Origin of the sequence: Pseudomonas oryzicola (genome assembly GCF_014269185.2) — a bacterium.
Lineage (GTDB): Bacteria > Pseudomonadota > Gammaproteobacteria > Pseudomonadales > Pseudomonadaceae > Aquipseudomonas > Aquipseudomonas oryzicola.
On sequence record NZ_JABWRZ020000001.1, the window covers coordinates 2169688 to 2195823 of the forward strand.

Here is a 26136-nt window from a genome sequence, read left to right on the forward strand (position 1 = left end):
CCCTTTCGCGGGTAAACCCGCTCCCACAGGTTACATGCACATTTCAAGACCTGTGCAGTACCTGTGGGAGCGGGTTTACCCGCGAAGAGGTCGGTGCAGGCGATCACATCAGCTACGGATGAACGCCAGCAGATCGGCATTGATCACATCGGCATGGGTGGTCGGCATGCCATGCGGGTAGCCTTGGTAGGTCTTAAGCGTGCCGTTGGGCAGCAGCTTCGCCGATAGCAACCCGGAGTTTTCATACGGCACGATCTGGTCATCGTCCCCATGCATCACCAGCACCGGCTGGGTGATGCCCTTCAGGTCTTCGGTGAAGTCCGTCTGGGAAAACGCCACGATGCCATCGTAATGGGCCTTGGCGCTGCCGATCATGCCCTGGCGCCACCAGTTGCCGATAATGCCCTCGCTGGCTTCGACACCGGGGCGGTTGTAGCCATAGAACGGCCCAGCCGGCACATCCCGGTAGAACTGCGCACGGTGGCTGGCGACCTGGGCCTGGAAGCCGTCGAATACCGACTTGGGCAGGCCGCCCGGGTTGCTGGCTGTCTGCACCATCAGTGGTGGTACGGCGGCGATCAGCACGGCCTTGGCGACCTTGTCGCCGGGATGGCGGGTCATGTAGCGCACCACTTCGCCGCCGCCGGTCGAATGGCCGACATGCACGGCGCCCTGGATACCCAGGTGGGCAACCACTGCCGCCACATCGTCGGCATAGTGATCCATGTCGTGGCCGTCCCATACCTGGCTGGAGCGGCCATGGCCACGGCGGTCGTGAGCGACCACACGGTAACCATGGGCGAGGAAGAACAGCATCTGCGCGTCCCAGTCGTCGGCGCTCAGCGGCCAGCCGTGATGGAAGTGGATGACCGGCGCATCGCGTGGGCCCCAGTCCTTGTAGAAGATCTGTACCCCGTCCTTCGTGGTTACATAGCTCATCGTCGCGTCTCCTGTGTGCAGGCACCGAAGGGAGCTATTGAGCATAGGAGGGATTTTGGCGGGTATCGGTAATTAGTGTCGCCTGTGCAGGCTTCTTCGCGGGTGAACCCGCTCCCACAGAGCATGGGCGGAGATCAAGCCCTGACTGCACAGGCGACAGAAAATGCCTCAGACGCGGTCACGCATGCGGTACCAGGCCTTGGCGGCGGCTTCCAGCGGGGCGGCCAGCAGGTCGCCGCCTGGGAAGCAGCCGTTGTCGATGCCCAGGTACAGTGCCAGCAGGTCGTCGTCGCCGAGGATGGCGTCACTCACCGCTCGCGCCGCGGCCAGGGTAGGCAACACGCCATGCCCGGAAAAACCTTGCAACCAGTAACGCTGGCCCTCACGGCCGACGTCTGGGGTGCGTTGCATGCTGCAGTCGATATGGCCGCCCCAGGCGTAATCGATGGCCACCCCGGCCAATTGCGGGAACACCCGCTCCAGGTAGGGGCGGGTGGCGCTGGCGACGTCCCTGGGAATACCACCCAGGTAGGTGCAGCCACCGCCGAACAGCAGGCGGTGGTCCGGGGTGAGGCGGAAGTAGTCGGGCACGAACTGGTTGTCGATCACGCAGCTGTTGCGTGGCAGCAGCGACTGGGCGAAGTCGGCACCCAATGGCGCGGTGGCGACCTGGTAGGAGCCGACCGGCAACAAACGCCGCGACAGGTTACGGTCGAGCCGGTCGATGTAGGCATTGCAAGCCAGCACCAGCACGTCGCAACGTACCTCGCCGCCGCCGGTGCGTGCCACGTAGCCGTCGCCACTCGGCGCGTAGCTCAGCACCTGGCTTTGCTCGAAGATGCACCCGCCCGCAGCCTCGATGGCGCCGGCCAGGCCCAGGGCCAGCTTCAGCGGGTTGAGGTGGGCACCTTTGGCGTCATGCAGCGCAGCCTGATAGCGCGGGCTGTCGATCCATTGCGGCAGCTCGTCGCGGCCGATCAGGCGCAGGGCGTCGTAGTCCCATTTGTGTTCAGCCTCGTGCAAGGCCTGTTCAAGCATTTTTACCCGGCGTGGCATCACGGCGGCCCACAGGCTGCCTGGCCGGTAGTCGATGTCGAAACCATGGCGTTGCGGTAGTTCGCGCATTTCGTCGGCGGCCCAGCACATGCTGGCCCATAGGCGTTGGCTGCGTTCGAGGCCCAGGGCCTTTTCCAAGGGTGGCATGTCGCACGACCAACCGAGCAAGGCCTGGCCACCGTTACGCCCGGACGCGGCCCAGGCCACGCGGCTGGCTTCCAGCAGGGCTACGCGTTTGCCGGCCAAGGCCAGGCGCAGGGCGGTGTGGAGGCCGCTGAAGCCGGCGCCGATTATGAGCACCTCGGTGTCGTGGCGGCCTTGCAGGCTAGGGTGCAGTGGAATGCTGGCGGGGTAGGTCTGGGCGTAGTACGTGGCGATGTGCTGGGCGGACTGCTTGAACATGCCGGAGCCTCATGAAAATTATCGTGATGTTTTTCATGAAAATATATCAGGAAATTTTCATGTTATCCGGGAAACCCTGCCCGCCTGTCAGATCTACGCGTATCTCCGGGCATCGACAATCCTTACAAATGGCCGTGGCCAATAGGGCCATCCATTCAAGGAATCAACGATGAATCAAGCTGAACAAAATTCGCTCCGCGGGCCTGTCACGCCACGACATGGCCATGTGTTTACCCCCGCATCGCGGGCCTACTTTGCCTGGCAAGCAGGCATGCTGGATGAAGGTGCGCTGAATCAGCGCGAAGCAGGCAAGTTCTTTCCGCAGACGCAAGCTGGCCTGACGGATCCATTCGCCAAGGACGACCCGAAAAACCTGCTGCCGCCACCGGACGGCAAAATTGCCAGTGCCAATCAGGCGACCGGGAAGATGCTCGATCAGCCCGGCGACCACTGGAGCAAACACGAAGTCTGTAGCGGGGACACCCTGGACATCTCCTGGTACTTTTCCGCCAATCATAGAACGCGTCGCTTTAACTATTTCATCACCAAACCCGATTGGGACAGTACCAAGGTGCTGGCGCGCGATCAGTTCGAGGCCGAGCCTTTCCACACGGAACTGATCGAATTGCAGCCGTACTGGGCGTATGACGCAGAGATGAAACCCAGCAATCCGACCACCCACGCATTGCCGCTACCCGCCCGCGAGGGTTATCACGTATTGCTCGCGGTGTGGGAAGTGGCCGACACCGGCAACGCCTTCTACCACGTGGTCGATCTGGACTTTCTGCCAGGCGACGGTGATGACCGGCCGAGCGTGCCGATGGGCCTGAAAGCCGCTGAGGTAACCGACAAGAAGGTTGCTTTGAGCTGGCAGCCATCGAGTGGTGCGCACCCCATCGAGTGCTACCAGCTGAGCCGTAATGGCACCGACACATTCGTCGTGCCTGCCCCCATTACGCACTGGGATGACGACCAGGTGACGGCGGATGCGACCTACCACTATTCCATCGTCGCAGTTGACAGCAAGGGTGCGCGCTCCAGGCCTTCAGCCCCCGTCGTCGTGCGTACCCTGGGTGAAGGTGGCGTGCCCAGCGCGCCGCAAAGTCTGCACTCGATGGGGCAGGCTGTCGACAGCATCCGCCTGATGTGGGGGGCCTCGAGCGGTGCGAGCCCGATCGATCGCTACGAGCTCTATCGTGACGGTCAGCAGGTGGCCCCCATCGCCGGTGACAGGACTGAACATACCGATGGCGGCCTGCAGCCGGACACCCTATATGTTTACCAGGTCGTGGCGGTTGACGGGGAGGGCAAGGTTTCCGCTCCGAGTAACGACCTTGCGGTCAGGACTGCCGTAAAAAGTGATTACCCTGCCTGGCGACTGTACCAGGATTACGCCAGTGGCGACCTTGTCAGCCATGTCGGCGCTGACTGGCGCTGCAGGCAAGCGCACCAGTCTCTCTCCGAGGATTGGGCGCCAGGGGCAGCCGCGGCGCTTTGGCAGCAACATGAATAACTGAGCGCGGGGCTGCAACCGGCAAGGCGGCGGCTCATTTCGCCGCCGCCTTGCGCCGGCCCTGCCTTGGTTTGCCTTCCCTGGCCTTGGCCGGGCCAGCTGCGCTTTTGCCCTTGCCGCCACCGCTGCGGCGTTTCTTCTTCCACGGCGCCGCCTTGCCCACTGGCGGCCCGCTGATGCTGATGCGCATACCACTGCAGCGCTCCACCAGCTTGCCCATCCACGCCGACTGCCGGGCGACGAACTCTTCCAGGGGCATTTCGCCGCTCTGCACCATGTCCAGCGCCTGCTCCCAGATTGCCGTGGTGCCGGGGTCGGCAATCGCGCGGGGCACAGCGTCGATCAGGCTGAAGGCCGCAGGCGTGGCGGCCAGGGCCTTGCCGGTTTTTACCAGGTAGCCACGGTCGAGCAGGCCCTGGATGATGCTGGCGCGGGTCGCCTCGGTGCCGATGCCGGTGGTTTCCTTGAGCTTCTGTTTCAGCCGCGGGTCATCCACCAGCTTGGCCACGTTCTTCATCGCCTTGATCAGGTCGCCTTCGGTAAACGGCTTGGGCGGCTGGGTCCACAGGTCTTTCAGTTGCAGGCCTTGCACTGCACAGCCCTGGCCCTCGCGCAGCGCTGGCAGTACCTGGGCCGGCGGCGCCTCGCGGCCTTTGGCCGGGGTCAGTGCCTCGGGCAGGGCGCGGCGCCAGCCGGGTTCGACGATCTGCTTGCCCACCGCGCGCAGGGCATGGCCGGCGCAGTCGAAGTCGGCCTGGGTACGGTCGTATTCATGATTGGGCAGGAACTGCGCCAGGTAGCGGGCGCGGATCAGGGTATACACCGCCTTGTGCTTGGCCGGCAGGCGCGATGGGTCGCTGGCGGCGGCGGTCGGGATGATGCCGTGGTGGGCGCTGACCTTGGCATCGTTCCAGGCCCGCGAGCGGCGCTGCGGCTGCAGGTGGGGCTGCAGCGCTGCCAGGCTGGCATCGGCCCGTTGCAGGGCGGCGAGGATGGCCGGCGCCTCGGCGTGCTGGCTTTGCGGCAGGTAGCCACAGTCGCTGCGCGGGTAGGTGATCAGCTTGTGGGTTTCGTACAGGGCCTGGGCGATGTCGAGGGTTTCCTGGGCGCCGAGGCCGAACTTTTTCGAGCACAGTTCCTGCAGGGTGCCCAGGTCGAAGGGCAGTGGCGCGGCTTCGCGTACGCGCTCGGTGGCCACTTTTACGGCCCGGGCGCTACCGGCCTGGTTGATGTCGGCGGCGGCCTGCTGTGCCAGGCCCTGCTTCAGGCAGCGGCCCTGGTCGTCACAGGCGTCTTCGGGCGCGCGCCACTGGGCGTTGAAGCCTTGGCCGGCATGTTCCAGTTGCACGTCGATGGCCCAGAACGGCACCGGTACGAAGTCGGCGATGCTGCGGTCGCGGTCGACCACCAGGCGCAAGGTCGGTGTTTGCACCCGCCCCACCGGCAGCACGCCCTGGTAGCCGGCTTGGCGGCCCAGCAAGGTGAACAGCCGGCTCATGTTCATGCCGATCAGCCAGTCGGCGCGGGAGCGCCCCAGCGCCGAGTGGTACAGGTTGAAGGTTTCGTGGCCCGGCAGCAGACGCGCCAGGGCCTTGCGGATGGAGGCGTCGTCCAGTGCCGACAACCACAGGCGCTGCACCGGGCCGCGGTAGCGGCAATGCTCGACCAGTTCGCGGGCAATCATCTCGCCCTCACGGTCGGCGTCGGTGGCGATCACCAGCTCCCGCGCTTCGCCAAGCAGGCGCTTGACCGCCTTGAACTGGCTGGCGGTCTTGGGCTTGACCAGCATCTTCCATTGTTCCGGAATGATCGGCAGGTCGGCCAGGTTCCAGCGCTTGTAGCGTTCGTCGTAGCTGTCGGGCGGGGCGGTTTCCAGCAGGTGGCCGATGCACCAGGTCACGCAGACGTCGGTACCTTGCCAGCAGCCGCCGCCCTTGCGGTTGGCGCCGAGCACTTTGGCGATGTCTTTGGCCTGGGAGGGTTTTTCGCAGAGGAACAGGCGCATGGCCGGGAACGCTTCATCGGGGGTGATGGGCGATAGGATGCGCAAGCGGGGGCGTGGAGGCAAGCTTTATCTGGATGGATGTACAGGTTTTTGTCAGCAGGCATGTCTTTGGCCCGTGCCGGCCGGTTCGCGGGCAAACCCGCGAAAGGGCCGGTGCAGCTCAGGAATCAGGCGCGCGAGTCGCGCACCATGTCCACGTGCGGGATGCCGGCTTCGAGGAATTCCTCGCTGACGACACGAAAGCCCAGCCGCTCGTAGAACGGTGTGGCGTGTACCTGGGCGCTGAGCATCTGCTGCTTCAAGTCGCGGTTCTGCGCCTCGGCAATGACCGCGTTGACCAGCGCATCGCCGACTTTCATTCCGCGCCAGTCCTTGAGGACCGAGATGCGTCCGATGGTGCCGTCGGCCAGGAGGCGAGCGGTGCCGATCGGATAATCACCTTCCAGGGCAAGGAAATGTAGCGCTTCCTGGTCTTCCGAGTCGAACTCCAGTTCTGGCGGAATGTGCTGTTCGGCAACGAACACGGCTTCTCGAATACGGCGAATATCGACGTTGTCCTTGTGCCAGTCGGCCAAGCGAACACTGATTCTATTCATTGGCAAACCCCAGGCTTCCTTGTTTCACCAGTTGCTGTACCAGCATCAGGCCATCTTCATCCTGCAGCCACTCGGCCAGGTTGTCGATGTGCAGGGCGTCGGCGGCGCAGACCAGCTTCAGCAGCTCGCGCAGCTTGCCCGGCAGCGGGCAGCTGCGGCCGCTGGCGAACAACAGCAAATCGTCTTCGAACTCGGACCAGGCCAGGCGTGCGCTCGGGTTGCGGATCAGGATGGCGCCTTGTTCAAGGGCGTCGATCAGTTCCTCTTCGCTGAGTTCTTCGCCGACGATCTGTTCCGGGTAGCGCGGCTCGGTCATGAACTGGCCGAACCAGGTCAGCAGCAGGTCCTTGTCGCTCATGTGCTTGTCGAGCAGGGCCTTGAGGCGGTCGAGCGCGTCGTGCTGGATCTGGTGCGGGTCGCTGACCGGCTGGGCGTCGGCGTCGCTGTAACGTTCTTCATCGGGCAGGAACTGGCCGAGGAAGTCGGTGAAGTGGGTCAGCACTTCGGCGGCGCTGGGGGCCCGGAAGCCGACCGAGTAGGTCAGGCAGTCGTCCACCGCCACACCGTAGTGAGCCAGGCGCGGTGGCAGGTAGAGCATGTCGCCCGGCTCCAGGGTCCACTCTTCGCTCTGCTCGAAGGCGGCGAGGATGCGCAGGTCGGCGTGCTCCAGCAGCGGGCTGTCGCTGCTGCACATCTGGCCGATCTTCCAGTTGCGCTGGCCGTGCCCCTGCAGCAGGAACACGTCGTAGTTGTCGAAATGCGGGCCGACACTGCCACCCGGGGCGGCGAAGCTGATCATCACGTCATCGATACGCCAGCTCGGCAGGAAACGGAAGTTCTCCAGCAGCTCGGCCACTTCCGGGACGAACTGGTCCACGGCCTGCACCAGCAGGGTCCAGTCCTTTTCCGGCAGCTCGGCAAAGGTGTCTTCGGTGAACGGGCCGCGGCGCAGCTCCCACGGGTGCGCCCCGTTTTCCAGCACGATGCGCGACTCGACTTCCTCTTCCAGGGCCAGGCCGGCCAGCTCGTCGGGGTCGATCGGGCTGATGAAGTCCGGGAAGGCCTGGCGCACCAGCAGCGGCTTCTTCTGCCAGTAGTCGCGCATGAATTCGCGGGCCGAGATGCCGCCGAGCAGCTGCAGTGGAGTATCAGGATTCATGTTCAACCTATTGAAAAAATGTAATTTTCGTCCGCGAATAAAAACGCCCGGCCAGGCCGGGCGTTGAACGCGACGGTCAGCTTAGATGCGTTTGGCCTGTGCTGCCGCGTTGCCGATGTAGGTGGCCGGGGTCAGCTGCTTGAGCTCGGCCTTGGCTTCGGCTGGCATGTCCAGGCCGTCGATGAAGGTCAGCAGCGCGTCCGGGGTAATGCCCTTGCCACGGGTCAGCTCCTTGAGCTTCTCGTAGGGGTTTTCGATGTTGAAACGGCGCATCACCGTCTGGATCGGCTCGGCCAGCACTTCCCAGCAGGCGTCCAGGTCAGCGGCGATGCGGGCTTCGTTGACTTCCAGCTTGCCGATGCCTTTCAGGCTGGCTTCGTAGGCAATGACGCTATGGGCAAAGCCCACGCCCAGGTTGCGCAGCACGGTGGAGTCGGTCAGGTCACGCTGCCAGCGCGAGATCGGCAGCTTGCTGGCCAGGTGCTGGAACAGCGCGTTGGCGATACCCAGGTTGCCTTCGGAGTTCTCGAAGTCGATCGGGTTGACCTTGTGCGGCATGGTCGACGAGCCGATTTCGCCGGCGACGGTCTTCTGCTTGAAGTAGCCCAGCGAGATGTAGCCCCACACGTCACGGTCGAAGTCGATCAGGATGGTGTTGAAGCGGGCGATGGCGTCGAACAGCTCGGCGATGTAGTCGTGCGGCTCGATCTGGGTGGTGTACGGGTTGAACTGCAGGCCCAGTTCGTCTTCGATGAAGGCGCGGGCGTTCTGCTCCCAGTCGATCTGCGAGTAGGCCGACAGGTGGGCGTTGTAGTTGCCCACGGCACCGTTGATCTTGCCCAGCAGCGGCACGGCGGCAACCTGGGCGATCTGGCGCTCCAGGCGGTACACGACGTTGGCCAGCTCTTTGCCCAGGGTAGTCGGCGATGCCGGCTGGCCGTGGGTGCGCGAAAGCATCGGCACGTCGGCATGGGCGTGGGCCAGGGCGCGGATGGCGTCGGCGATCTGGCGCATCAGCGGCAGCAGCACGTCGTCGCGGCCGGCGCGCAGCATCAGCGCGTGGGACAGGTTGTTGATGTCCTCGCTGGTGCAGGCGAAGTGAATGAACTCGCTGACCTTGGCCAGCTCAGGCAGCTTGGCGGCCTGCTCCTTGAGGAGGTATTCGATCGCCTTGACGTCGTGGTTGGTGGTGCGCTCGATTTCCTTGACGCGTTCGGCGTGCTCAAGCTTGAAATCGGTGGCCAGGCTGTCCAGCAGGGCGTTGGCTTCGGCGGAGAACGCCGGCACTTCGCCGATCTGCGGGTGGGCGGCCAGGCGCTGCAGCCAGCGCACTTCGACCAGGGCGCGGAAACGGATCAGGCCGAATTCGCTGAAAATGGGGCGCAAGGCCTGGGTTTTGCCGGCATAACGGCCGTCTACAGGGGAAACCGCAGTGAGCGAAGAGAGCTGCATGGGGTGTTCTCGGACAGTCAGGCTTTTGGAAGGGCGCATATCATACATGAAAAATGCGCCCGAGTCGGGTGGCTGACCAAAGGTCGGCCGTACAAAAAGTGCTTGATGCGATCCCTGTGGGAGCGGGCGTGCCCGCGAACACCGGCGAAGCCGGTGCCATCCACCGAGTTGCCTGTTTCGCGGGCGCGCCCGCTCCCACAGAGGCTGGTACAGCCTTTCAGTTAGTGTTACGCATCATGTCGTACAGTTCGTTGAGCAACTTGCGCCGGCTGAACACCAGCTGCCAGCGGTGGCCGCCCAGCTGGCGCCACAGGCGGGCAGCGCGGATGCCGGCCAGCAGCAGGGCGCGGATTTTCGAGGCGTTGCTGGCCTGCTGCAGGAAGCGCATGTCGCCATGCACCTGGATACGCTGGCGCAAGGTGCTCAGGGTGTCCTGGTACAAGGCTCCGCTGGAAGCGATGACGTTTTCGTGCACCAGGCCGAAATGCTCGGCCTGGGACTGGATTTGCGGCAGGCGGTTGCCGATGGTGTCGAGCAGGTCGGCGCGCTTGTTCAGCTGGCGCTCCAGGCCGAGTATCGACAGGGCATAGCGCAGCGGTTCGCGCTGCAGGCTGCTGGGGTCGCGCTCCAGGGCGCCGGCCAGCGCACGGTAGCCGTCGCGCAGGTTCAGGTCGTCGCCGCCGAACACTTCGAGGGTGTCCTTGGGTTCACGCACCAGCAGGCTGCCCAGCATGCAACCGATGTTGGCTTCGCTGGCCTGGCCGGTGCGGGCGATGCGGTCCACCAGCACCGCGGCCTGGAACACGCCACCCAGCGCGATCAGCTGCTCCTGCAGGTTGCTCATGCGCGCGGGCTCCACGGCTCGGCGGTTTCGATCACGCCACCGCCCAGGCACACCTCGCCATCGTAGAACACCACCGACTGGCCAGGCGTGACGGCGCGCTGCGGTTCGTCGAACACGGCGCGGTAACCGCCTGCGGTGCGCTCCAGGGTGCAGCGCTGGTCGCCCTGGCGGTAGCGAACCTTGGCGGTGAGCTGCCGCGGGCTGCCGAGGTCGATGGGGTTGACCCAGAAGATTTCCGAGGCCAGCAGGGCCCGCGAGAACAACCAGGGGTGGTCGTTGCCCTGGCCGACCACCAGCACGTTGCGCGCCAGGTCCTTGTGCAGCACGTACCACGGCTCGTCACCGGCATCCTTCAGGCCGCCGATGCCCAGGCCCTGGCGCTGGCCGATGGTGTGGTACATCAGGCCGTGGTGACGGCCGATCACTTCGCCGTCAGTGGTCTCGATGTTGCCCGGCTGGGCCGGCAGGTACTGCTTGAGGAAGTCGCTGAAGCGGCGTTCGCCGATGAAGCAGATGCCGGTGGAATCCTTCTTCTTGGCGGTGGCCAGGCCGTGCTTTTCGGCGATGGCGCGCACTTCGGGCTTTTCCAGTTCGCCGACCGGGAACAGGGTACGGGCGATTTCCTTGCCGCCGACGGCGTGCAGGAAGTAGCTCTGGTCCTTGTTCGGGTCCAGGCCCTTGAGCAGTTCGGTGAGTTCGCCGGTGTCGCGGCGGCGCACATAGTGGCCGGTGGCGATCAGGTCGGCACCGAGCGACAGGGCATAGTCGAGGAACGCCTTGAACTTGATTTCACGGTTGCAGAGGATGTCCGGGTTGGGCGTGCGGCCAGCCTTGTATTCCTCGAGGAAATGCTCGAACACGTTGTCCCAGTATTCGGCGGCGAAGTTGGCGGTGTGCAGCTTGATGCCGATGCGGTCGCACACGGCCTGGGCATCGGCCAGGTCTTCACGGGCGGTGCAGTATTCGGTGCCGTCGTCTTCTTCCCAGTTCTTCATGAACAGCCCTTCCACCTGGTAGCCCTGCTCCATAAGCAGAAGGGCGGAGACGGAAGAGTCCACGCCGCCGGACATGCCGACGATGACGCGGGTCTTGGCGGGGTCTTTGAGTGCTGGGCTGGTCATGGTTACCGGTGTGTATCAAGGGGGGAAAAGTGCCGATTCTATCAAACCCGCGGCGCCACGTCAGTCGCGCAGCAGGTCGAGGCTGTGCAGCGGGCCTTTGAGGTAGTCGTCGAGGCAGCGCGGTACCAGTTCGCTGCGCCAGCGGGCCGGGTCGGCCAGCAGTTGCTCGCGGGTCAGCCATACGGCGCGGACGATGTCGCTGTCCAGGGCCAGGTCTGCGTGGTGGCGCACGGGGCGGGCGGCGAAGCAGATGCGCTGGTAGGTCACGCCGTTGCTCGGGGCGGTGTATAGGTAGATGCCGACCACGCCGGTGAGCTCGACTTCCCAGGCGGTTTCTTCCAGGGTTTCGCGCAGGGCGGCCTGGGACAGGGTCTCGTTGGGTTCGAGGTGGCCGGCGGGTTGGTTGAAGACGTGCTGGTTGGCTTTGAATTCTTCGACGAAGAGGAACTTGCCTTCGCGTTCGACGATGGTGGCGACGGTGATGTGGGGTTGCCAGGTCATGAACAGCTCCTTAAAGGCCTGCGCAGCCCATGTGGGAGCGGGTTTACCCGCGAATGCTTCAGTGGCTTCGCCATCGCATTCGCGGGTGAACCCGCTCCCACAGGGTCCGCGCGGGCAGCCAGAAATCGTTTATCCAGAAAGCACAAACCCCGGTGCGTGGCCGGGGTTTGTGCATTTACATCAAGCGAACCTTACAGGGCGGCAATGGCGCTGTTCAGGGTCTGGCTTGGGCGCATCACCTTGGCGGTCAGCTCGGCATCCGGGGCGTAGTAGCCGCCGATGTCGGCCGGCTTGCCCTGGACGGCGTTGAGCTCGGCGACGATGGTCTCCTCGTTCTCGGTCAGGGTCTTGGCCAGTGGCGCGAAGCGCGCCTGCAGGGCAGCGTCGTCGTTCTGCGCAGCCAGGGCCTGGGCCCAGTACAGGGTCAGGTAGAAGTGGCTGCCACGGTTGTCGATACCACCGACTTTGCGCGAAGGCGACTTGTTGGTGTCGAGGAACTTGCCGGTGGCCTGGTCCAGGGTGTTGGCCAGCACTTTGGCGCGCGGGTTGTCGTAGGTGTTGCCCAGGTGCTCCAGGGAAGCGGCCAGGGCCAGGAATTCACCCAGCGAGTCCCAACGCAGGAAGTTCTCTTCCACCAGCTGCTGCACGTGCTTCGGTGCCGAACCGCCGGCGCCGGTTTCGAACAGGCCACCGCCGTTCATCAGCGGCACGATCGACAGCATCTTGGCGCTGGTGCCCAGTTCCATGATCGGGAACAGGTCGGTCAGGTAGTCGCGCAGCACGTTGCCGGTCACCGAGATGGTGTCCTTGCCTTCGCGAATGCGCGCCAGGGAGAACTTGATGGCGTCGACCGGGGCCAGGATGCGGATGTCCAGGCCGGAAGTGTCGTGATCCTTCAGGTACTTCTGCACCTTCTCGATCATCACGCCGTCGTGGGCGCGGGCCGGGTCCAGCCAGAACACTGCCGGGGTGTTGCTCAGGCGGGCACGGTTGACGGCGAGCTTGACCCAGTCCTGGATCGGGGCGTCCTTGACCTGGCACATGCGGAAGATGTCACCGGCTTCGACGTTCTGCTCGAGCACGACCTTGCCTTTGCTGTCGACCACGCGAACAACGCCGTCGGCCTTGATCTGGAAGGTCTTGTCGTGGGAACCGTACTCTTCGGCCTTCTGTGCCATCAGGCCAACGTTCGGCACGCTGCCCATGGTGGTCGGGTCGAAGGCACCGTTGGCCTTGCAGTCTTCGATGGTGGCCTGGTAGATGCCGGCGTAGCAGCGGTCCGGGATGATCGCCTTGGCGTCCTGCAGTTCGCCAGCGGCGTTCCACATCTTGCCCGAATCACGGATCATGGCTGGCATCGAGGCGTCGACGATGACGTCGCTCGGCACGTGCAGGTTGGTGATGCCCTTGTCGGAGTTGACCATGGCCAGGGCCGGGCGCTGGGCGTACAGGGCCTGGATGTCGGCTTCGATCTCGGCCTGCTTCTCGACTGGCAGGTCCTTGATGCGGGCGTACAGGTCGCCGATGCCGTTGTTGGCGTTGAAGCCTACTTCGGCCAGCGCAGCGGCGTGCTTGGCCAGCACGTCGTTGTAGAACTCTTCGACGATGACGCCGAACATGATCGGGTCGGAGACCTTCATCATGGTGGCTTTCAGGTGCACCGAGAGCAGTACGCCGGAGGCCTTGGCATCGGCGATCTGCTCGGCGATGAAGGCTTTCAGGGCCTTGCGGCTCATGGTGGCGCAGTCGATGACTTCAGCGGCTTTGACAGCGGTCTTTTCCTTCAGCACGGTGGTGCTGCCGTCTTTGCCGACCAGTTCGATGCGCAGGGTGTCGTCGGCTTCGATCAGCGCGGCTTTCTCGCTGCCGTAGAAGTCGCCTTGGGTCATGTGGGCAACGTGCGACTTGGAGTCGGCAGCCCAGGCACCCATCTTGTGCGGGTGCTTGCGCGCGTAGTTCTTCACCGACAGTGGTGCGCGGCGGTCGGAGTTGCCTTCGCGCAGTACCGGGTTCACGGCGGAGCCTTTGATGCGGTCGTAGCGGGCGCGGGATTCTTTCTCTTCCGCGGTGGCCGGCTCGTCGGCATAGTCAGGGATGTTGAAGCCCTTGGCTTGCAGTTCCTTGATCGCGGCTTTCAGCTGCGGTACCGAGGCGCTGATGTTCGGCAGCTTGATGATGTTGGCTTCGGGGGTGGTAGCCAGCTGGCCCAGTTCCGCCAGGTGATCGCCTACTTGCTTCTCTGCGCCCAGTTGCTCCGGGAAGGCGGCGAGGATACGGCCGGCCAGGGAGATGTCGCGGGTTTCGACGGCGATGTCAGCCGAAGCGGTGAAGGCTTCGATGATCGGCAGCAGCGAGTAGGTGGCGAGGGCGGGGGCTTCGTCGGTGAAGGTATAGATGATCTTGGAACGGGTGGGCATGCGGGTTAACTCTCTGTGTGCTGAGCGTGCTCGAGTCTCGTGGTGCGCAGGGTAGGCGCATCGCCCTGGCAGCGCCATGAGCGGAAAGTCGAGAGGCTGCGAGCGGTGATGGTGGATGCATCAGTCGAGCGTCAAGTGCTGAACTGCGGTAACAGCCCAGGCTTATTGGCCGTTCATGGCCGAGGGCGGTCCGCATTTTTCCAAGGGATCGCCCCGATGACCCTTCGGTCGCGGCGCAGTATACCAAACCATTCGGGCTAATCAGCAAGGCCAAGTGATATCGGCCCATTTATAAGACCAAAGACGTACCCGCAATGTGGTCGGTTGTCGCATGCCTTGCACGACGGCAGATGTGGTTTAGTCTCATTGGATCGCAGATGACCAAACACACATACCCGACAGCGGAGTAGTGCAAGCATGGGATACCAGAAAATCAAGGTTCCGACCGACGGCGCCAAGATCACCGTCAATGCCGACCATTCGCTCAACGTGCCTGACAATCCGATCATTCCCTATATCGAAGGCGACGGCATCGGCGTGGATGTCTCGCCGGTCATGATCAAGGTGGTCGATGCCGCCGTGCAGAAGGCCTATGGCGGCAAGCGCAAGATCGCCTGGATGGAGGTGTACGCGGGTGAAAAGGCCACCCAGGTGTACGACCAGGACACCTGGTTGCCGCAGGAAACCCTCGATGCCGTGCGTGATTACGTGGTGTCGATCAAAGGGCCGCTGACCACGCCGGTGGGGGGCGGTATCCGTTCGCTCAACGTGGCCTTGCGCCAGCAACTCGACCTGTACGTGTGCCTGCGCCCGGTGCTGTGGTTCCAGGGCGTGCCAAGCCCGGTGAAGAAGCCTGGCGACGTCGACATGGTGATCTTCCGCGAGAACTCCGAGGACATCTATGCCGGCATCGAGTGGAAGGCCGGTTCGCCCGAGGCGAACAAGGTGATCAAGTTCCTTAAGGAAGAAATGGGCGTCACCAAGATCCGCTTCGACCAGGACTGCGGTATCGGCGTCAAGCCGGTATCCCGCGAGGGGACCAAGCGCCTGGTGCGCAAGGCCTTGCAGTACGTGGTGGACAACGACCGCGAATCGCTGACCCTGGTGCACAAGGGCAATATCATGAAATTCACCGAAGGCGCCTTCAAGGACTGGGGCTACGAAGTGGCGCGTGACGAGTTCGGTGCCGAATTGCTCGATGGCGGCCCGTGGATGAAGTTCAGGAACCCCAAGAGCGGGCGCGAGGTCATCGTCAAGGACGCCATCGCCGACGCCATGCTGCAGCAGATCCTGTTGCGCCCGGCCGAATACGACGTGATCGCCACGCTCAACCTCAACGGTGACTACCTGTCCGACGCCCTGGCGGCAGAGGTGGGCGGGATCGGCATCGCGCCGGGGGCCAACCTGTCCGACACGGTAGCCATGTTCGAGGCTACCCATGGCACCGCGCCCAAGTATGCCGGGCAGGACAAGGTCAACCCGGGGTCGGTGATCCTCTCGGCAGAAATGATGCTGCGGCACATGGGCTGGACCGAGGCCGCCGACCTGATCATCAAGGGCACCAATGGCGCGATAGCCGCCAAGACGGTGACCTACGACTTCGAGCGGTTGATGGAGGGTGCCACCCTGGTCAGCAGTTCAGGTTTTGGCGCTGAAATGATCAAGCATATGTGAGGCAACGCAAAACCGGCCGCTTCCGTCGAGGAGGCGGCCGGTTTTTTTGCCTGCCGGCAGGCGACTTGGCCTCAGGCGTCGGCAGGGCTGCCGGCTGAATGGGCGCTGGCGGCGGAGAAGCTGGGGGCTTTGCTGCTGATATTCACCGCGTGCAGGCCTTTGGGGCCCTGGACGATCTCGAAACTCACCGCCTGGCCGGCCTTCAGGGTTTTGTAACCGTCCATCTGGATGGCCGAATAATGAGCGAACAAGTCTTCGGTCTTGCCCTCTTCATTGATGAACCCATAGCCCTTGGCATTGTTGAACCACTTGACTTTACCGCTTGCCATCCCTATGTCCCTCTGCAAAGGACTCCATCACTGGAGTATCATCCACTTCATCCGCATACGAACCTTGCGAAAAATCTGGTTGACTGCGCGGATCTTTATCGACCACGGTGGGTTCTTATTGTTTGTAACACCGTTTTGCCGTTAGTCAAGGTCACGCGGCGCGTGCTCCGGTGGCGGCTTTTGCAGTCAACCCACAACCTTAACCTGTCGCTCATGATGAAATTCTTTCCATGCATGCACCTAGTGAGATTCGACTAACATTCAATCAGGATCGCCCGCAATCGAATGAGGACGACGGCTCAGGTCTTGCGGTTCAGGAAGCCAAGCCGATCCTGCAGGCGCCACCGATGTACAAGGTGGTTTTGTTCAACGATGACTACACGCCGATGGATTTCGTCGTCGAAGTGCTCGAGACGTTCTTCAATCTGAACCGCGAGCTGGCGACCAAGATCATGCTGACCGTCCATACCGAAGGGCGGGCAGTGTGCGGATTGTTTACCCGTGACATCGCCGAAACAAAGGCTATGCAGGTCAACCAATACGCCAGGGAAAGCCAGCATCCGCTACTCTGTGAAATCGAGAAGGACGGTTAATCGCCGACCACTTGGGTATGAGGTGAAGCTATGTTAAACCGCGAGCTCGAAGTCACCCTCAATCTTGCCTTCAAGGAGGCCCGTTCGAAGCGTCATGAGTTCATGACCGTCGAGCATCTGCTGCTGGCACTCCTTGACAATGAGGCTGCCGCGACCGTTCTGCGCGCCTGTGGCGCCAATCTCGACAAGCTCAAGCACGACCTGCAAGAGTTCATCGATTCCACCACGCCACTGATTCCGGTCAACGACGAAGACCGCGAGACCCAGCCGACCCTGGGCTTCCAGCGCGTGCTGCAGCGTGCCGTGTTCCACGTGCAAAGCTCCGGCAAGCGTGAAGTCACCGGCGCCAACGTGCTGGTGGCGATCTTCAGCGAACAGGAAAGCCAGGCCGTGTTCCTGCTCAAGCAGCAGAGCGTGGCCCGCATCGACGTGGTCAACTATATCGCCCACGGCATCTCCAAGGTGCCGGGCCATGGTTCGCATTCCGAAAACGACCAGGAAATGCAGGACGATGAGGGTGGCGATACCGCCTCTTCGAGCAATCCGCTGGATGCCTATGCCAGCAACCTGAACGAACTGGCCCGTGCCGGCCGTATCGATCCGCTGGTCGGTCGCGAGCAGGAAGTGGAGCGCGTGGCGCAGATCCTTGCGCGCCGGCGCAAGAACAACCCGCTGCTGGTGGGTGAAGCTGGCGTGGGCAAGACTGCCATCGCCGAAGGCCTGGCCAAGCGTATCGTCGATGGCCAGGTGCCCGACCTGCTGGCACAGAGCGTGGTGTACTCCCTGGACCTGGGGGCGCTGCTGGCCGGTACCAAATACCGTGGCGACTTCGAGAAGCGCTTCAAGGCATTGCTGGGCGAGCTGCGCAAGCGCCCGCAGGCGATCCTGTTCATCGACGAGATCCACACCATCATCGGTGCCGGTGCGGCATCGGGCGGGGTGATGGATGCGTCCAACCTGCTCAAGCCGCTGCTGTCGTCCGGGGAAATCCGCTGCATCGGTTCGACCACGTTCCAGGAGTTCCGTGGCATCTTCGAGAAAGACCGCGCCCTGGCGCGGCGCTTCCAGAAGGTCGATGTCAGCGAGCCGTCGGTGGAAGACACCGTGGGCATCCTGCGCGGCCTGAAAGGGCGCTTCGAAAGCCATCACAACATCGAGTACAGCGACGAGGCCCTGCGCGCCGCCGCCGAACTGGCTTCGCGCTATATCAATGACCGGCACATGCCGGACAAGGCCATCGACGTCATCGATGAAGCCGGTGCCTACCAGCGCCTGCAGCCGGAGGCCAACCGCGTCAAGCGCATCGACGTGCCGCAGGTCGAGGACATCGTCGCCAAGATCGCGCGGATTCCGCCAAAACACGTCACCAGTTCCGACAAGGAGCTGCTGCGCAACCTCGAACGCGACCTGAAGCTGACCGTGTTCGGCCAGGATGCGGCCATCGATTCGCTGGCCACCGCCATCAAGCTGTCGCGTGCCGGCCTCAAGTCGCCAGACAAGCCGGTCGGTTCGTTCCTGTTCGCCGGCCCGACCGGCGTCGGCAAGACCGAAGCAGCGCGGCAGCTGGCCAAGGCCCTGGGCGTGGAGCTGGTACGCTTCGACATGTCCGAATACATGGAGCGCCACACTGTGTCGCGCCTGATCGGTGCGCCGCCCGGTTATGTTGGCTTCGACCAGGGTGGTTTGCTGACCGAGGCGATCACCAAGCAGCCGCACTGCGTATTGCTGCTCGACGAAATCGAGAAGGCCCACCCGGAAGTCTTCAACCTGCTGCTGCAGGTGATGGACCACGGTACCCTGACCGACAACAACGGGCGCAAGGCCGACTTCCGTAACGTGATCCTGATCATGACCACCAACGCCGGTGCCGAAACTGCCGCGCGGGCCTCGATCGGCTTCACTCATCAGGACCACGCGTCCGATGCCATGGAAGTCATTCGCAAGAGCTTCACGCCGGAGTTCCGTAACCGCCTGGACACCATCATCCAGTTCGGCCGCCTGAGCCACGAGACGATCAAGAGCATCGTCGACAAGTTTCTCATCGAACTGCAGGCGCAGCTGGAAGACAAGCGGGTACTGCTGGAAGTCAGCGATGCTGCGCGCGGCTGGCTGGCGGCCTCGGGCTACGACGTGCAGATGGGCGCACGGCCGATGGCGCGGCTGATCCAGGACAAGATCAAGCGGCCGCTGGCCGAGGAGATCCTGTTTGGCGAGCTGGCCGAGCATGGCGGCGTGGTGCACGTCGACCTGCGCGATGGCGAACTGGTGTTCGACTTCGAAACCACGGCCGAGGTGGCGTGACAGTGGGGCCGCGTTGCGGCCCATCGCGGCTGAAGCCGCTCCTGCGGGGGTGATCCGCTTGTAGGGGCGGCTTCAGCCGCTATGGCCGTGACGCGGTTTTGGCAGGCACAAAAAAGCCCGGCACATGGCCGGGCTTTTTCATGGCTTGAGCTTAGCGCGCACGGTAGGTGATGCGGCCCTTGCTCAGGTCGTACGGCGTCAGTTCGACGCGGACCTTGTCGCCAGTGAGAATACGGATGTAGTTCTTGCGCATCTTTCCGGAGATGTGCGCGGTTACGACGTGCCCGTTTTCCAACTCCACGCGGAACATGGTGTTGGGCAGGGTGTCGACGACAGTACCTTCCATTTCGAAGCTGTCTTCTTTCGACATGCAGTAGAGCCCTCGGATCCAGTGTTGGCCCGACGCATAACCGCACCGGGCAAAAAAGTGGCGTGGATTATGCCCGAAAATTGTGTGTCAAGCCAATGCCTTTCAGTTGAGGGTGACCCAGCGTTGGTTGATCAGCAGTTCGATGGGCCGATATTGCGTCTTGTAGTTCATTTTCTTGCAGTTCTTGATCCAGTAACCCAGGTACACCGCCTCCAGGTCCTGGCGCAGGGCTTCGGTGATCTGCCACAGGATGGCGAAGCGGCCAAGGCTGCGGCGCTCTTCTTCCGGCTCGTAGAAGGTGTACACCGCCGACAGGCCGTTGGGCAGCAGGTCGCACACGGCCACCGCCATCAGGCGGCCTTCCAGGCGGAATTCGTAGAACCAGCAGAACGGCAGGTCACGTACCAGGAACGTGGAAAACTGGTCACGGCTGGGCGGGTACATGTCACCATCGGCATGGCGCGTTTCGATATAGCGCCGGTACAGGTCGAAGTACTCTTCCTTGAACGCCGGGCGTGCCGCGGTCACGGTCAGGTCGGCATTGCGCTTGAGGATGCGCCGTTGCTGGCGGTTGGGGATGAAGCGCGCCGCGGGGATGCGTGCCGGTACGCAGGCATTGCAGTTCTGGCAGTGCGGGCGGTACAGGTGGTCGCCGCTGCGACGAAAGCCCATCTCCGACAAATCGGCGTACACATGCACGTCCATCGGCTGGCTGGGGTCGAGGAACAGCGTGGTGGCCTGTTCGTCGGGCAGGTAGCTGCAGGAGTGGGGTTGAGTGGCATAGAACTTCAACCGCGCCAACTCTGTCATGATCAACCCCCCTCGGTGAGACTTTGCTTTAAGTGTATGCCAGCTATGGGAACTCGCCTAGGGAACCCAGGTGGCGCTATTGGGCTGGTCGAGGTGGCGGGCCAGGTAGCCGGCGAACTCGGCGCGGCTGATGGCCTGGGCGCCCAGGCTGTGCAGGTGGTTGGTCGGCATCTGGCAATCGATGAGGACGAAACCGGCCTGGCGCAGGTGGTTGACCAAGGTCACGAAGCCGACCTTGGAGGCATTGTCGGCACGGCTGAACATCGATTCGCCGAAGAACAGCTGGCCTATGGCCAGGCCGTACAGGCCGCCGACCAGTTCACCGTCCTGGCGCACCTCCACCGAATGGGCGATGCCGCGTCGGTGCAGCTCGCAATAGGCGGCACGCATGGTGTCGGTGATCCAGGTGCCATCGGCATAGTCGCGGGGGGCCGCGCAGGCCGCAATCACGGCGGCGAAGTCTGTGTCGAAGCTGACCTGGTAGCGGCCCTGGCGCAGCAGCTTGGCCAGCGACCGCGATACGTGCAGCTGGTCCGGAAACAGCACGGTGCGTGGGTCGGGTGACCACCAGAGGATCGGCTGGCCGTCCTGGTACCACGGGAAGCAGCCATGGCGATATGCCTGGACCAGGCGCTCGGGGCTCAGGTCGCCGCCGGCGGCAAGCAGGCCGTTGGGCTCGTGCAGGGCTTTTTCCAGGGGTGGGAAGGTCAGCGAGTCGCGGGTCAGCCAGGTGAGCATGGTCTATCGTGCGGTGGGGGAGGGGAGAGGGCAGCATGGCTTGGGTGGAAAGCAGGGTCAATCTCTTTGGCTTCCACGCGGGCACGCTCGCGAGGAGACCGGCACGGTTGATGAAAAAAAGGCAATTTCCTACACATTCAGCAAAGCACCGGCACCATCCGCTACATTTGCTGTCACACCTGTGCAAAAACACAGCATAAGCCTTTGTCACAGAAGAGAATGCGTGCTCAAATTGCAGCTATATGAAAGTCGCTCCCGGCCACACCCCCATACGGCGTCCCGCCATGGCGGCCGGCGGGCAGTAATGTTAAAAGTAGTGGTTCATTGGCCGCACCGCCGGCCGATCACTATTGGACGCGCAGCACGCGCAGGAATAGACGCGTTTTGAAGAAATCCACCGCAACCCCAGCTCCCTTGCCCGTGCCCCTGTGGCGGCAGCAGCTGCATTATCGCCTCAAGGAAGGTGCGCTGATCGCTGTCGGCGCCCTGTGCCTGTACCTGTGGATGGCGCTGCTCACCTACGACACCTCGGACCCGGGCTTCAGCCACACCAGCAATGTCGACCAGGTGCAGAACGCCGCCGGGCGTGCCGGTGCCTACTTCGCCGACATCCTGTTCATGGTGCTGGGCTACTTCGCCTATATCTTCCCGCTGCTGCTGGCGATCAAGACCTGGCAGATCTTCCGCGAACGCCACCAGCCCTGGGACTGGAGCGGCTGGTTGTTCTCCTGGCGGCTGATCGGCCTGGTGTTCCTGGTGCTGTCCGGTGCGGCGCTGGCGCATATCCATTTCCATCCGCCGGCGAGCATGCCGTTCTCGGCCGGAGGCGCGCTGGGCGAGAGCCTGGGTGACCTGGCGCGCAACCTGCTGAACGTGCAGGGCAGCACGTTGATGTTCATTGCCCTGTTCCTGTTCGGCCTGACGGTGTTCACCGACCTGTCCTGGTTCAAGGTGATGGACCTGACCGGCAAGATCACCCTCGATCTGTTCGAGCTGATGCAAGGCGCTGCCACCCGTTGGTGGGAAGCCCGCAACGAGCGCAAGCGCCTGGAGGCGCAACTGCGCGAGGACGAACCGGTATTCAAGGCCGCGCCGGTGCCTGCCGAGAAACCCGAGCAACCGGCCCGGCCGGCGCTGCGCGAGCGCCTGTTCAAGCGTGAGGAAGCCGCCGCGCAACCGGTTGAGCCACGCGAGCCTACCCTGGCGCGCGAGCCTGTGTTGCCACGCGAGGCCATTGCACCGCGCGAGCCGGTAGTGCCACGCGAGCCAATGGTGCAGCGTGAACAACCGGCGGCCCCGCCCATCGTGCCTCCGTCTGCCGCCAGGGCACCGGAACCGAGCAAGCGGGTGATGAAGGAGAAGCAGGCGCCGCTGTTCATCGACAGCGCCGTGGAAGGCACCTTGCCGTCCATTTCCATCCTCGACCCGGCCGAACAGAAGAAGATCGAGTATTCGCCAGAGTCGCTCGCCGGTGTCGGCCAGTTGCTGGAAATCAAGCTCAAGGAATTCGGTGTGGAAGTGGCGGTGGACTCGATCCACCCGGGCCCGGTGATCACCCGTTACGAGATCCAGCCGGCCGCTGGTGTGAAGGTCAGCCGCATCGCCAACCTGGCCAAGGACCTGGCGCGCTCGCTGGCAGTGACCAGCGTGCGGGTGGTCGAGGTCATCCCCGGCAAGACCACCGTGGGTATCGAGATCCCCAACGAAAACCGGCAGATGGTGCGCTTCTCCGAAGTGCTGGCCACGCCGCAGTACGACGAGCAGAAATCGCCGGTCACCCTGGCCCTGGGCCACGACATCGGTGGCAAGCCGGTGATCACCGACCTGGCCAAGATGCCGCACCTGCTGGTGGCCGGTACCACCGGTTCCGGCAAGTCGGTGGGCGTGAACGCGATGATCCTGTCGATCCTGTTCAAGTCCAGCCCGGAAGACGCGCGGCTGATCATGATCGACCCGAAGATGCTCGAACTGTCGATCTACGAAGGCATCCCGCACCTGCTGTGCCCGGTGGTCACCGACATGAAGGACGCCGCCAACGCCCTGCGCTGGAGCGTGGCCGAGATGGAGCGGCGCTACAAGCTGATGGCGGCCATGGGCGTGCGTAACCTGGCCGGCTTCAACCGCAAGATCAAGGACGCCCAGGAAGCCGGCGAAATCATCCATGACCCGCTGTACCGCCGCGAGAGCATGGACGACGAGCCGCCGGCGCTGAAGACCTTGCCGACCATCGTGGTGATCGTCGACGAGTTCGCCGACATGATGATGATCGTCGGCAAGAAGGTCGAAGAGCTGATCGCCCGTATCGCGCAGAAGGCGCGAGCGGCCGGTATCCACCTGATCCTCGCCACCCAGCGCCCCTCGGTGGACGTGATCACCGGCCTGATCAAGGCCAACATCCCGACCCGCATGGCGTTCCAGGTGTCGAGCAAGATCGACTCGCGGACCATCATCGACCAGGGGGGGGCCGAACAGCTGCTGGGCCATGGTGACATGCTGTACATGCCACCGGGTACCAGCCTGCCGATTCGTGTGCACGGCGCGTTCGTCTCCGACGACGAGGTGCACCGTGTGGTGGAAGCGTGGAAGCTGCGCGGCGCCCCGGACTACAACGACGACATCCTCAACGGCGTCGAAGAGGCCGGCAGCGGCTTCGAAGGCAGCGGCAGCGGTGGCGGCGATGGCGATGATTCGGAAAGTGACGCCCTGTATGATGAGGCCGTGCAGTTCGTGCTGGAAAGCCGCCGCGCGTCCATCTCGGCCGTGCAGCGCAAACTGAAGATCGGCTACAACCGCGCCGCCCGCATGATCGAAGCCATGGAAATGGCCGGCGTGGTCACCCCCATGAACAGCAACGGCTCGCGGGAAGTGATTGCCCCGGGTGGCCCGCGCGACTGATGAACACCTTGCCGGGCGCCAACGGTGGTGCCCGGCCTATTTCAATGCTCGATGAGGATTCCCATGCGCGCGATTCGCATGCTGTTGGTTTCTGCCCTGACCCTGGGCACGGTTACGGCCTATGCCGGTGAGCAAGATGTACAGCGCCTGACCCAACTGCTGGAAAAGTCGCAGACCATCGAGGCCAACTTTTCCCAGCTGACCCTGGACGCCGGTGGCACCAGCCTGCAGGAAACGTCGGGCAAGATGACGGTCAAGCGCCCGGGCCTGTTCTACTGGCACACCGATGCCCCACAGGAGCAGGTGGTGGTGTCTGACGGCAAGAACGTCACCCTGTGGGACCCCGACCTGGAGCAGGCCACCATCAAGAAGCTCGACGTGCGCCTGAACCAGACGCCGGCGCTGCTGCTGTCCGGTGACGTGTCGAAGATCAGCCAGAGCTTCGATATCACCTCGAAGGAGCAGGGTGAAGTGATGGACTTCACCCTCAAGCCGAAGACCAAGGACACCCTGTTCGACTCGCTGCGCGTGTCGTTCCGCAAGGGCCTGATCAACGACATGCAGCTGATCGACAGCGTCGGCCAGCGCACCAATATCCTGTTCAATGGCGTGAAAGCCAACCAGGCGGTGCCGGACAGCAAGTTCAAGTTCGACGTCCCTGAAGGCGCGGACATCATCAAGGAGTAACCAGAGCCCGCCATGGACCTGTTTCGAAGCGAACCCGTCGCCCAGCCCCTGGCGGCCCGCCTGCGCCCGTCCAACCTGGACGAGTACGTCGGCCAGGAGCATCTGCTGGCGCGCGGCAAACCGCTGCGCGAAGCGCTGGAGCAGGGTGCGCTGCATTCGATGATCTTCTGGGGGCCGCCAGGGGTGGGCAAGACCACCCTGGCGCGGTTGCTGGCACAGTTCTGCGATGCGCACTTCGAAACGGTATCGGCAGTGCTGGCCGGGGTGAAGGAGATTCGCCAGGCGGTCGAGGTGGCCAAGCAGCAGGCTGGCCAGTACGGCCGCCGTACCATCCTGTTCGTCGACGAAGTGCACCGCTTCAACAAGTCGCAGCAGGACGCCTTCTTGCCGTACGTGGAAGACGGCACCCTGCTGTTCATTGGCGCCACCACCGAAAACCCGTCGTTCGAGCTGAACAACGCGCTGCTGTCACGGGCGCGGGTGTACGTGCTCAAGAGCCTGGACGAGGCGGCGCTGCGCAAGCTGGTCAACCGCGCCCTGACCGAAGAACGCGGCCTGGGCAAGCGCAACCTGCGCGTTGGCGAGGACGCCTTCAAGATGCTGATGGCCGCTGCCGATGGCGATGGCCGGCGCATGCTCAACTTCCTGGAAAACGCTTCGGACCTGGCCGAGGATGGCGGCGAAATCGGCGTCGAGCTGCTACAAAGCCTGCTCGGCGACAGCCGCCGGCGCTTCGACAAGGGCGGCGAGGCGTTCTACGACCAGATTTCCGCGCTGCACAAATCGGTGCGCGGCTCCAACCCGGACGCTGCGCTGTACTGGTTCGCGCGCATGCTCGACGGTGGCTGCGACCCGCTGTACATCGCCCGCCGTGTGGTACGCATGGCCAGCGAAGACATCGGCAATGCCGACCCGCGCGCGCTCAGCCTGTGCCTGGCGGCCTGGGATGTGCAGGAGCGCCTGGGTAGCCCCGAGGGCGAGCTGGCGGTGGCCCAGGCCATCACCTACATCGCCTGCGCGCCGAAGAGCAATGCGGTGTATGTGGGCTTCAAGGCCGCCCTGCGCGAGGCCGCCGAGCATGGTTCGCTGGAAGTGCCGCTGCACCTGCGCAACGCGCCGACCAAACTGATGAAGCAACTGGGCTACGGTGACGAGTACCGCTATGCCCATGACGAGCCCGACGCCTACGCCGCCGGAGAGGACTACTTCCCCGAAGCGCTCGAACCGCGCCAGTACTACCAGCCAGTGCCGCGAGGCCTGGAACTGAAAATTGGCGAGAAGCTGCGCCACCTGGCCGACCTCGACCGCAGCAGCCCCAGACAGCGGAGAAAGCCGTGATTGCCTTGATTGCCGCCGTCAGTGCGGGCGGTATTGCCGGTACCTTGTTGCGCTTTGCCACCTCCAACTGGGTGGTTGCCCACTGGCCACGGCACTTCTATCTCGGTACGCTGGCGGTCAACCTGGTTGGCTGCCTGCTGATCGGCCTGCTGTATGGCCTGTTCCTGCACAAGCCGATGGTGCCGATCGAGCTGCGCGCCGGGCTGATCGTCGGCTTTCTGGGCGGCCTGACGACGTTTTCCTCCCTGTCGCTGGATACCGTACGCCTGCTGGAAAGCGGGCAAGTGCCGCTGGCGCTGGGCTATACCGCTATCAGCGTGGTGGGCGGGCTGCTCGCGACCTGGGCCGGCCTGTCCCTGACCCGATTCTGAACCAACACCTACACATAACGAGAGA

22 protein-coding genes are annotated in these 26136 nt (G+C 63.6%); 8 read left to right on the forward strand and 14 right to left on the reverse strand.

The annotated features are described in order from the left end of the window. Positions 1–108 precede the first annotated feature (108 nt). Both HU760_RS09635 and HU760_RS09640 read right to left on the reverse strand, forming a co-directional pair. On the reverse strand, positions 109–939 hold the full coding sequence (locus HU760_RS09635) for an alpha/beta fold hydrolase (RefSeq protein ID WP_186674662.1): 831 nt from the start codon (positions 937–939) through the stop codon (positions 109–111). 168 nt (positions 940–1107) lie between these two features. Next, positions 1108–2397, reverse strand: a complete 1290-nt coding sequence (locus tag HU760_RS09640) for an NAD(P)/FAD-dependent oxidoreductase (RefSeq protein ID WP_186674661.1) — start codon at positions 2395–2397, stop codon at positions 1108–1110. A 169-nt stretch (positions 2398–2566) separates the two neighbouring features. On the opposite strand from HU760_RS09640, the gene HU760_RS09645 reads away from it, so the two are divergent. Further along, entirely contained in the window at positions 2567–3910 is a 1344-nt protein-coding gene (locus HU760_RS09645) for a lytic polysaccharide monooxygenase (protein ID WP_186674660.1), read from the forward strand. Positions 3911–3944: 34 nt separating this feature from the next. On the opposite strand, the gene HU760_RS09650 is transcribed toward HU760_RS09645, so the two are convergent. From HU760_RS09650 to HU760_RS09685, 8 genes are all read right to left on the reverse strand, one after another. Next, positions 3945–5915 (reverse strand): DNA topoisomerase III, encoded by a 1971-nt coding sequence (locus HU760_RS09650; RefSeq protein WP_186674854.1) that lies wholly within the window; start codon positions 5913–5915, stop codon positions 3945–3947. A gap of 167 nt (positions 5916–6082) precedes the next feature. Next, positions 6083–6511, reverse strand: a complete 429-nt coding sequence (locus tag HU760_RS09655) for a GNAT family N-acetyltransferase (protein ID WP_186674659.1) — start codon at positions 6509–6511, stop codon at positions 6083–6085. Then, the gene (locus tag HU760_RS09660; protein ID WP_186674658.1) at positions 6504–7670 is read right to left on the reverse strand and encodes a ribosomal protein uL16 3-hydroxylase; all 1167 of its coding nucleotides are present in this window, start codon (positions 7668–7670) and stop codon (positions 6504–6506) included. Before HU760_RS09660 ends, HU760_RS09655 begins: the two co-directional genes overlap by 8 nt. Positions 7671–7751: 81 nt before the next feature. Continuing rightward, complete coding sequence (gene purB, locus HU760_RS09665) at positions 7752–9122, reverse strand: adenylosuccinate lyase (protein ID WP_186674657.1); 1371 nt, start codon at positions 9120–9122, stop codon at positions 7752–7754. Positions 9123–9339: 217 nt separating this feature from the next. Further along, entirely contained in the window at positions 9340–9966 is a 627-nt protein-coding gene (hflD, locus tag HU760_RS09670) for a high frequency lysogenization protein HflD (protein WP_186674656.1), read from the reverse strand. Beyond that, positions 9963–11087 (reverse strand): tRNA 2-thiouridine(34) synthase MnmA, encoded by a 1125-nt coding sequence (mnmA, locus tag HU760_RS09675; protein ID WP_186674655.1) that lies wholly within the window; start codon positions 11085–11087, stop codon positions 9963–9965. Before mnmA ends, hflD begins: the two co-directional genes overlap by 4 nt. 60 nt (positions 11088–11147) lie before the next feature. Further along, complete coding sequence (locus HU760_RS09680) at positions 11148–11588, reverse strand: NUDIX hydrolase (RefSeq protein ID WP_186674654.1); 441 nt, start codon at positions 11586–11588, stop codon at positions 11148–11150. A 191-nt stretch (positions 11589–11779) separates the two neighbouring features. Beyond that, a complete protein-coding gene (locus tag HU760_RS09685) occupies positions 11780–14005 on the reverse strand; it encodes an NADP-dependent isocitrate dehydrogenase (RefSeq protein ID WP_186674653.1) in 2226 nt (741 codons plus the stop codon). A 417-nt stretch (positions 14006–14422) separates the two neighbouring features. Between HU760_RS09685 and icd the strand changes: the two genes are divergently transcribed. Next, positions 14423–15679: an NADP-dependent isocitrate dehydrogenase gene (icd, locus tag HU760_RS09690; RefSeq protein WP_186674652.1), complete on the forward strand. Its 1257-nt coding sequence runs from the start codon at positions 14423–14425 to the stop codon at positions 15677–15679. Between the two features lie 71 nt (positions 15680–15750). Here icd and cspD read toward each other — a convergent pair whose 3' ends face one another. Continuing rightward, positions 15751–16008, reverse strand: coding sequence for a cold shock domain-containing protein CspD (gene cspD, locus HU760_RS09695; protein ID WP_186674651.1), 258 nt, complete (start codon positions 16006–16008; stop codon positions 15751–15753). 230 nt (positions 16009–16238) lie between these two features. On the opposite strand from cspD, the gene clpS reads away from it, so the two are divergent. Beyond that, positions 16239–16601 carry an ATP-dependent Clp protease adapter ClpS gene (gene clpS / locus HU760_RS09700; RefSeq protein WP_013973290.1) on the forward strand — a complete coding sequence of 121 codons (363 nt, stop codon included), beginning with the start codon at positions 16239–16241 and terminating at the stop codon, positions 16599–16601. Positions 16602–16631: 30 nt separating this feature from the next. Next, positions 16632–18902, forward strand: a complete 2271-nt coding sequence (gene clpA / locus HU760_RS09705; protein ID WP_170030564.1) for an ATP-dependent Clp protease ATP-binding subunit ClpA — start codon at positions 16632–16634, stop codon at positions 18900–18902. 151 nt (positions 18903–19053) lie between these two features. Here clpA and infA read toward each other — a convergent pair whose 3' ends face one another. From infA to aat, 3 genes are all read right to left on the reverse strand, one after another. Then, on the reverse strand, positions 19054–19272 hold the full coding sequence (infA, locus tag HU760_RS09710) for a translation initiation factor IF-1 (protein ID WP_002553999.1): 219 nt from the start codon (positions 19270–19272) through the stop codon (positions 19054–19056). A gap of 102 nt (positions 19273–19374) precedes the next feature. Next, the gene (locus HU760_RS09715; protein WP_170030562.1) at positions 19375–20082 is read right to left on the reverse strand and encodes an arginyltransferase; all 708 of its coding nucleotides are present in this window, start codon (positions 20080–20082) and stop codon (positions 19375–19377) included. A gap of 57 nt (positions 20083–20139) precedes the next feature. Next, positions 20140–20820: a leucyl/phenylalanyl-tRNA--protein transferase gene (gene aat, locus HU760_RS09720; protein ID WP_186674650.1), complete on the reverse strand. Its 681-nt coding sequence runs from the start codon at positions 20818–20820 to the stop codon at positions 20140–20142. A gap of 324 nt (positions 20821–21144) precedes the next feature. Here aat and HU760_RS09725 point away from each other — a divergent pair, with 324 nt between their 5' ends. The 4 genes from HU760_RS09725 (at position 21145) to crcB (ending at position 26111) form a co-directional block, all read left to right on the forward strand. Continuing rightward, positions 21145–23715, forward strand: a complete 2571-nt coding sequence (locus HU760_RS09725; RefSeq protein ID WP_437179785.1) for a DNA translocase FtsK — start codon at positions 21145–21147, stop codon at positions 23713–23715. Positions 23716–23778: 63 nt separating this feature from the next. Next, complete coding sequence (lolA, locus tag HU760_RS09730) at positions 23779–24402, forward strand: outer membrane lipoprotein periplasmic chaperone LolA (protein WP_186674648.1); 624 nt, start codon at positions 23779–23781, stop codon at positions 24400–24402. 12 nt (positions 24403–24414) lie between these two features. Continuing rightward, positions 24415–25740: a replication-associated recombination protein A gene (locus tag HU760_RS09735; protein ID WP_186674647.1), complete on the forward strand. Its 1326-nt coding sequence runs from the start codon at positions 24415–24417 to the stop codon at positions 25738–25740. Then, positions 25737–26111 (forward strand): fluoride efflux transporter CrcB, encoded by a 375-nt coding sequence (crcB, locus tag HU760_RS09740; RefSeq protein WP_186674646.1) that lies wholly within the window; start codon positions 25737–25739, stop codon positions 26109–26111. Before HU760_RS09735 ends, crcB begins: the two co-directional genes overlap by 4 nt. The last annotated feature ends 25 nt before the right edge of the window (positions 26112–26136 follow it).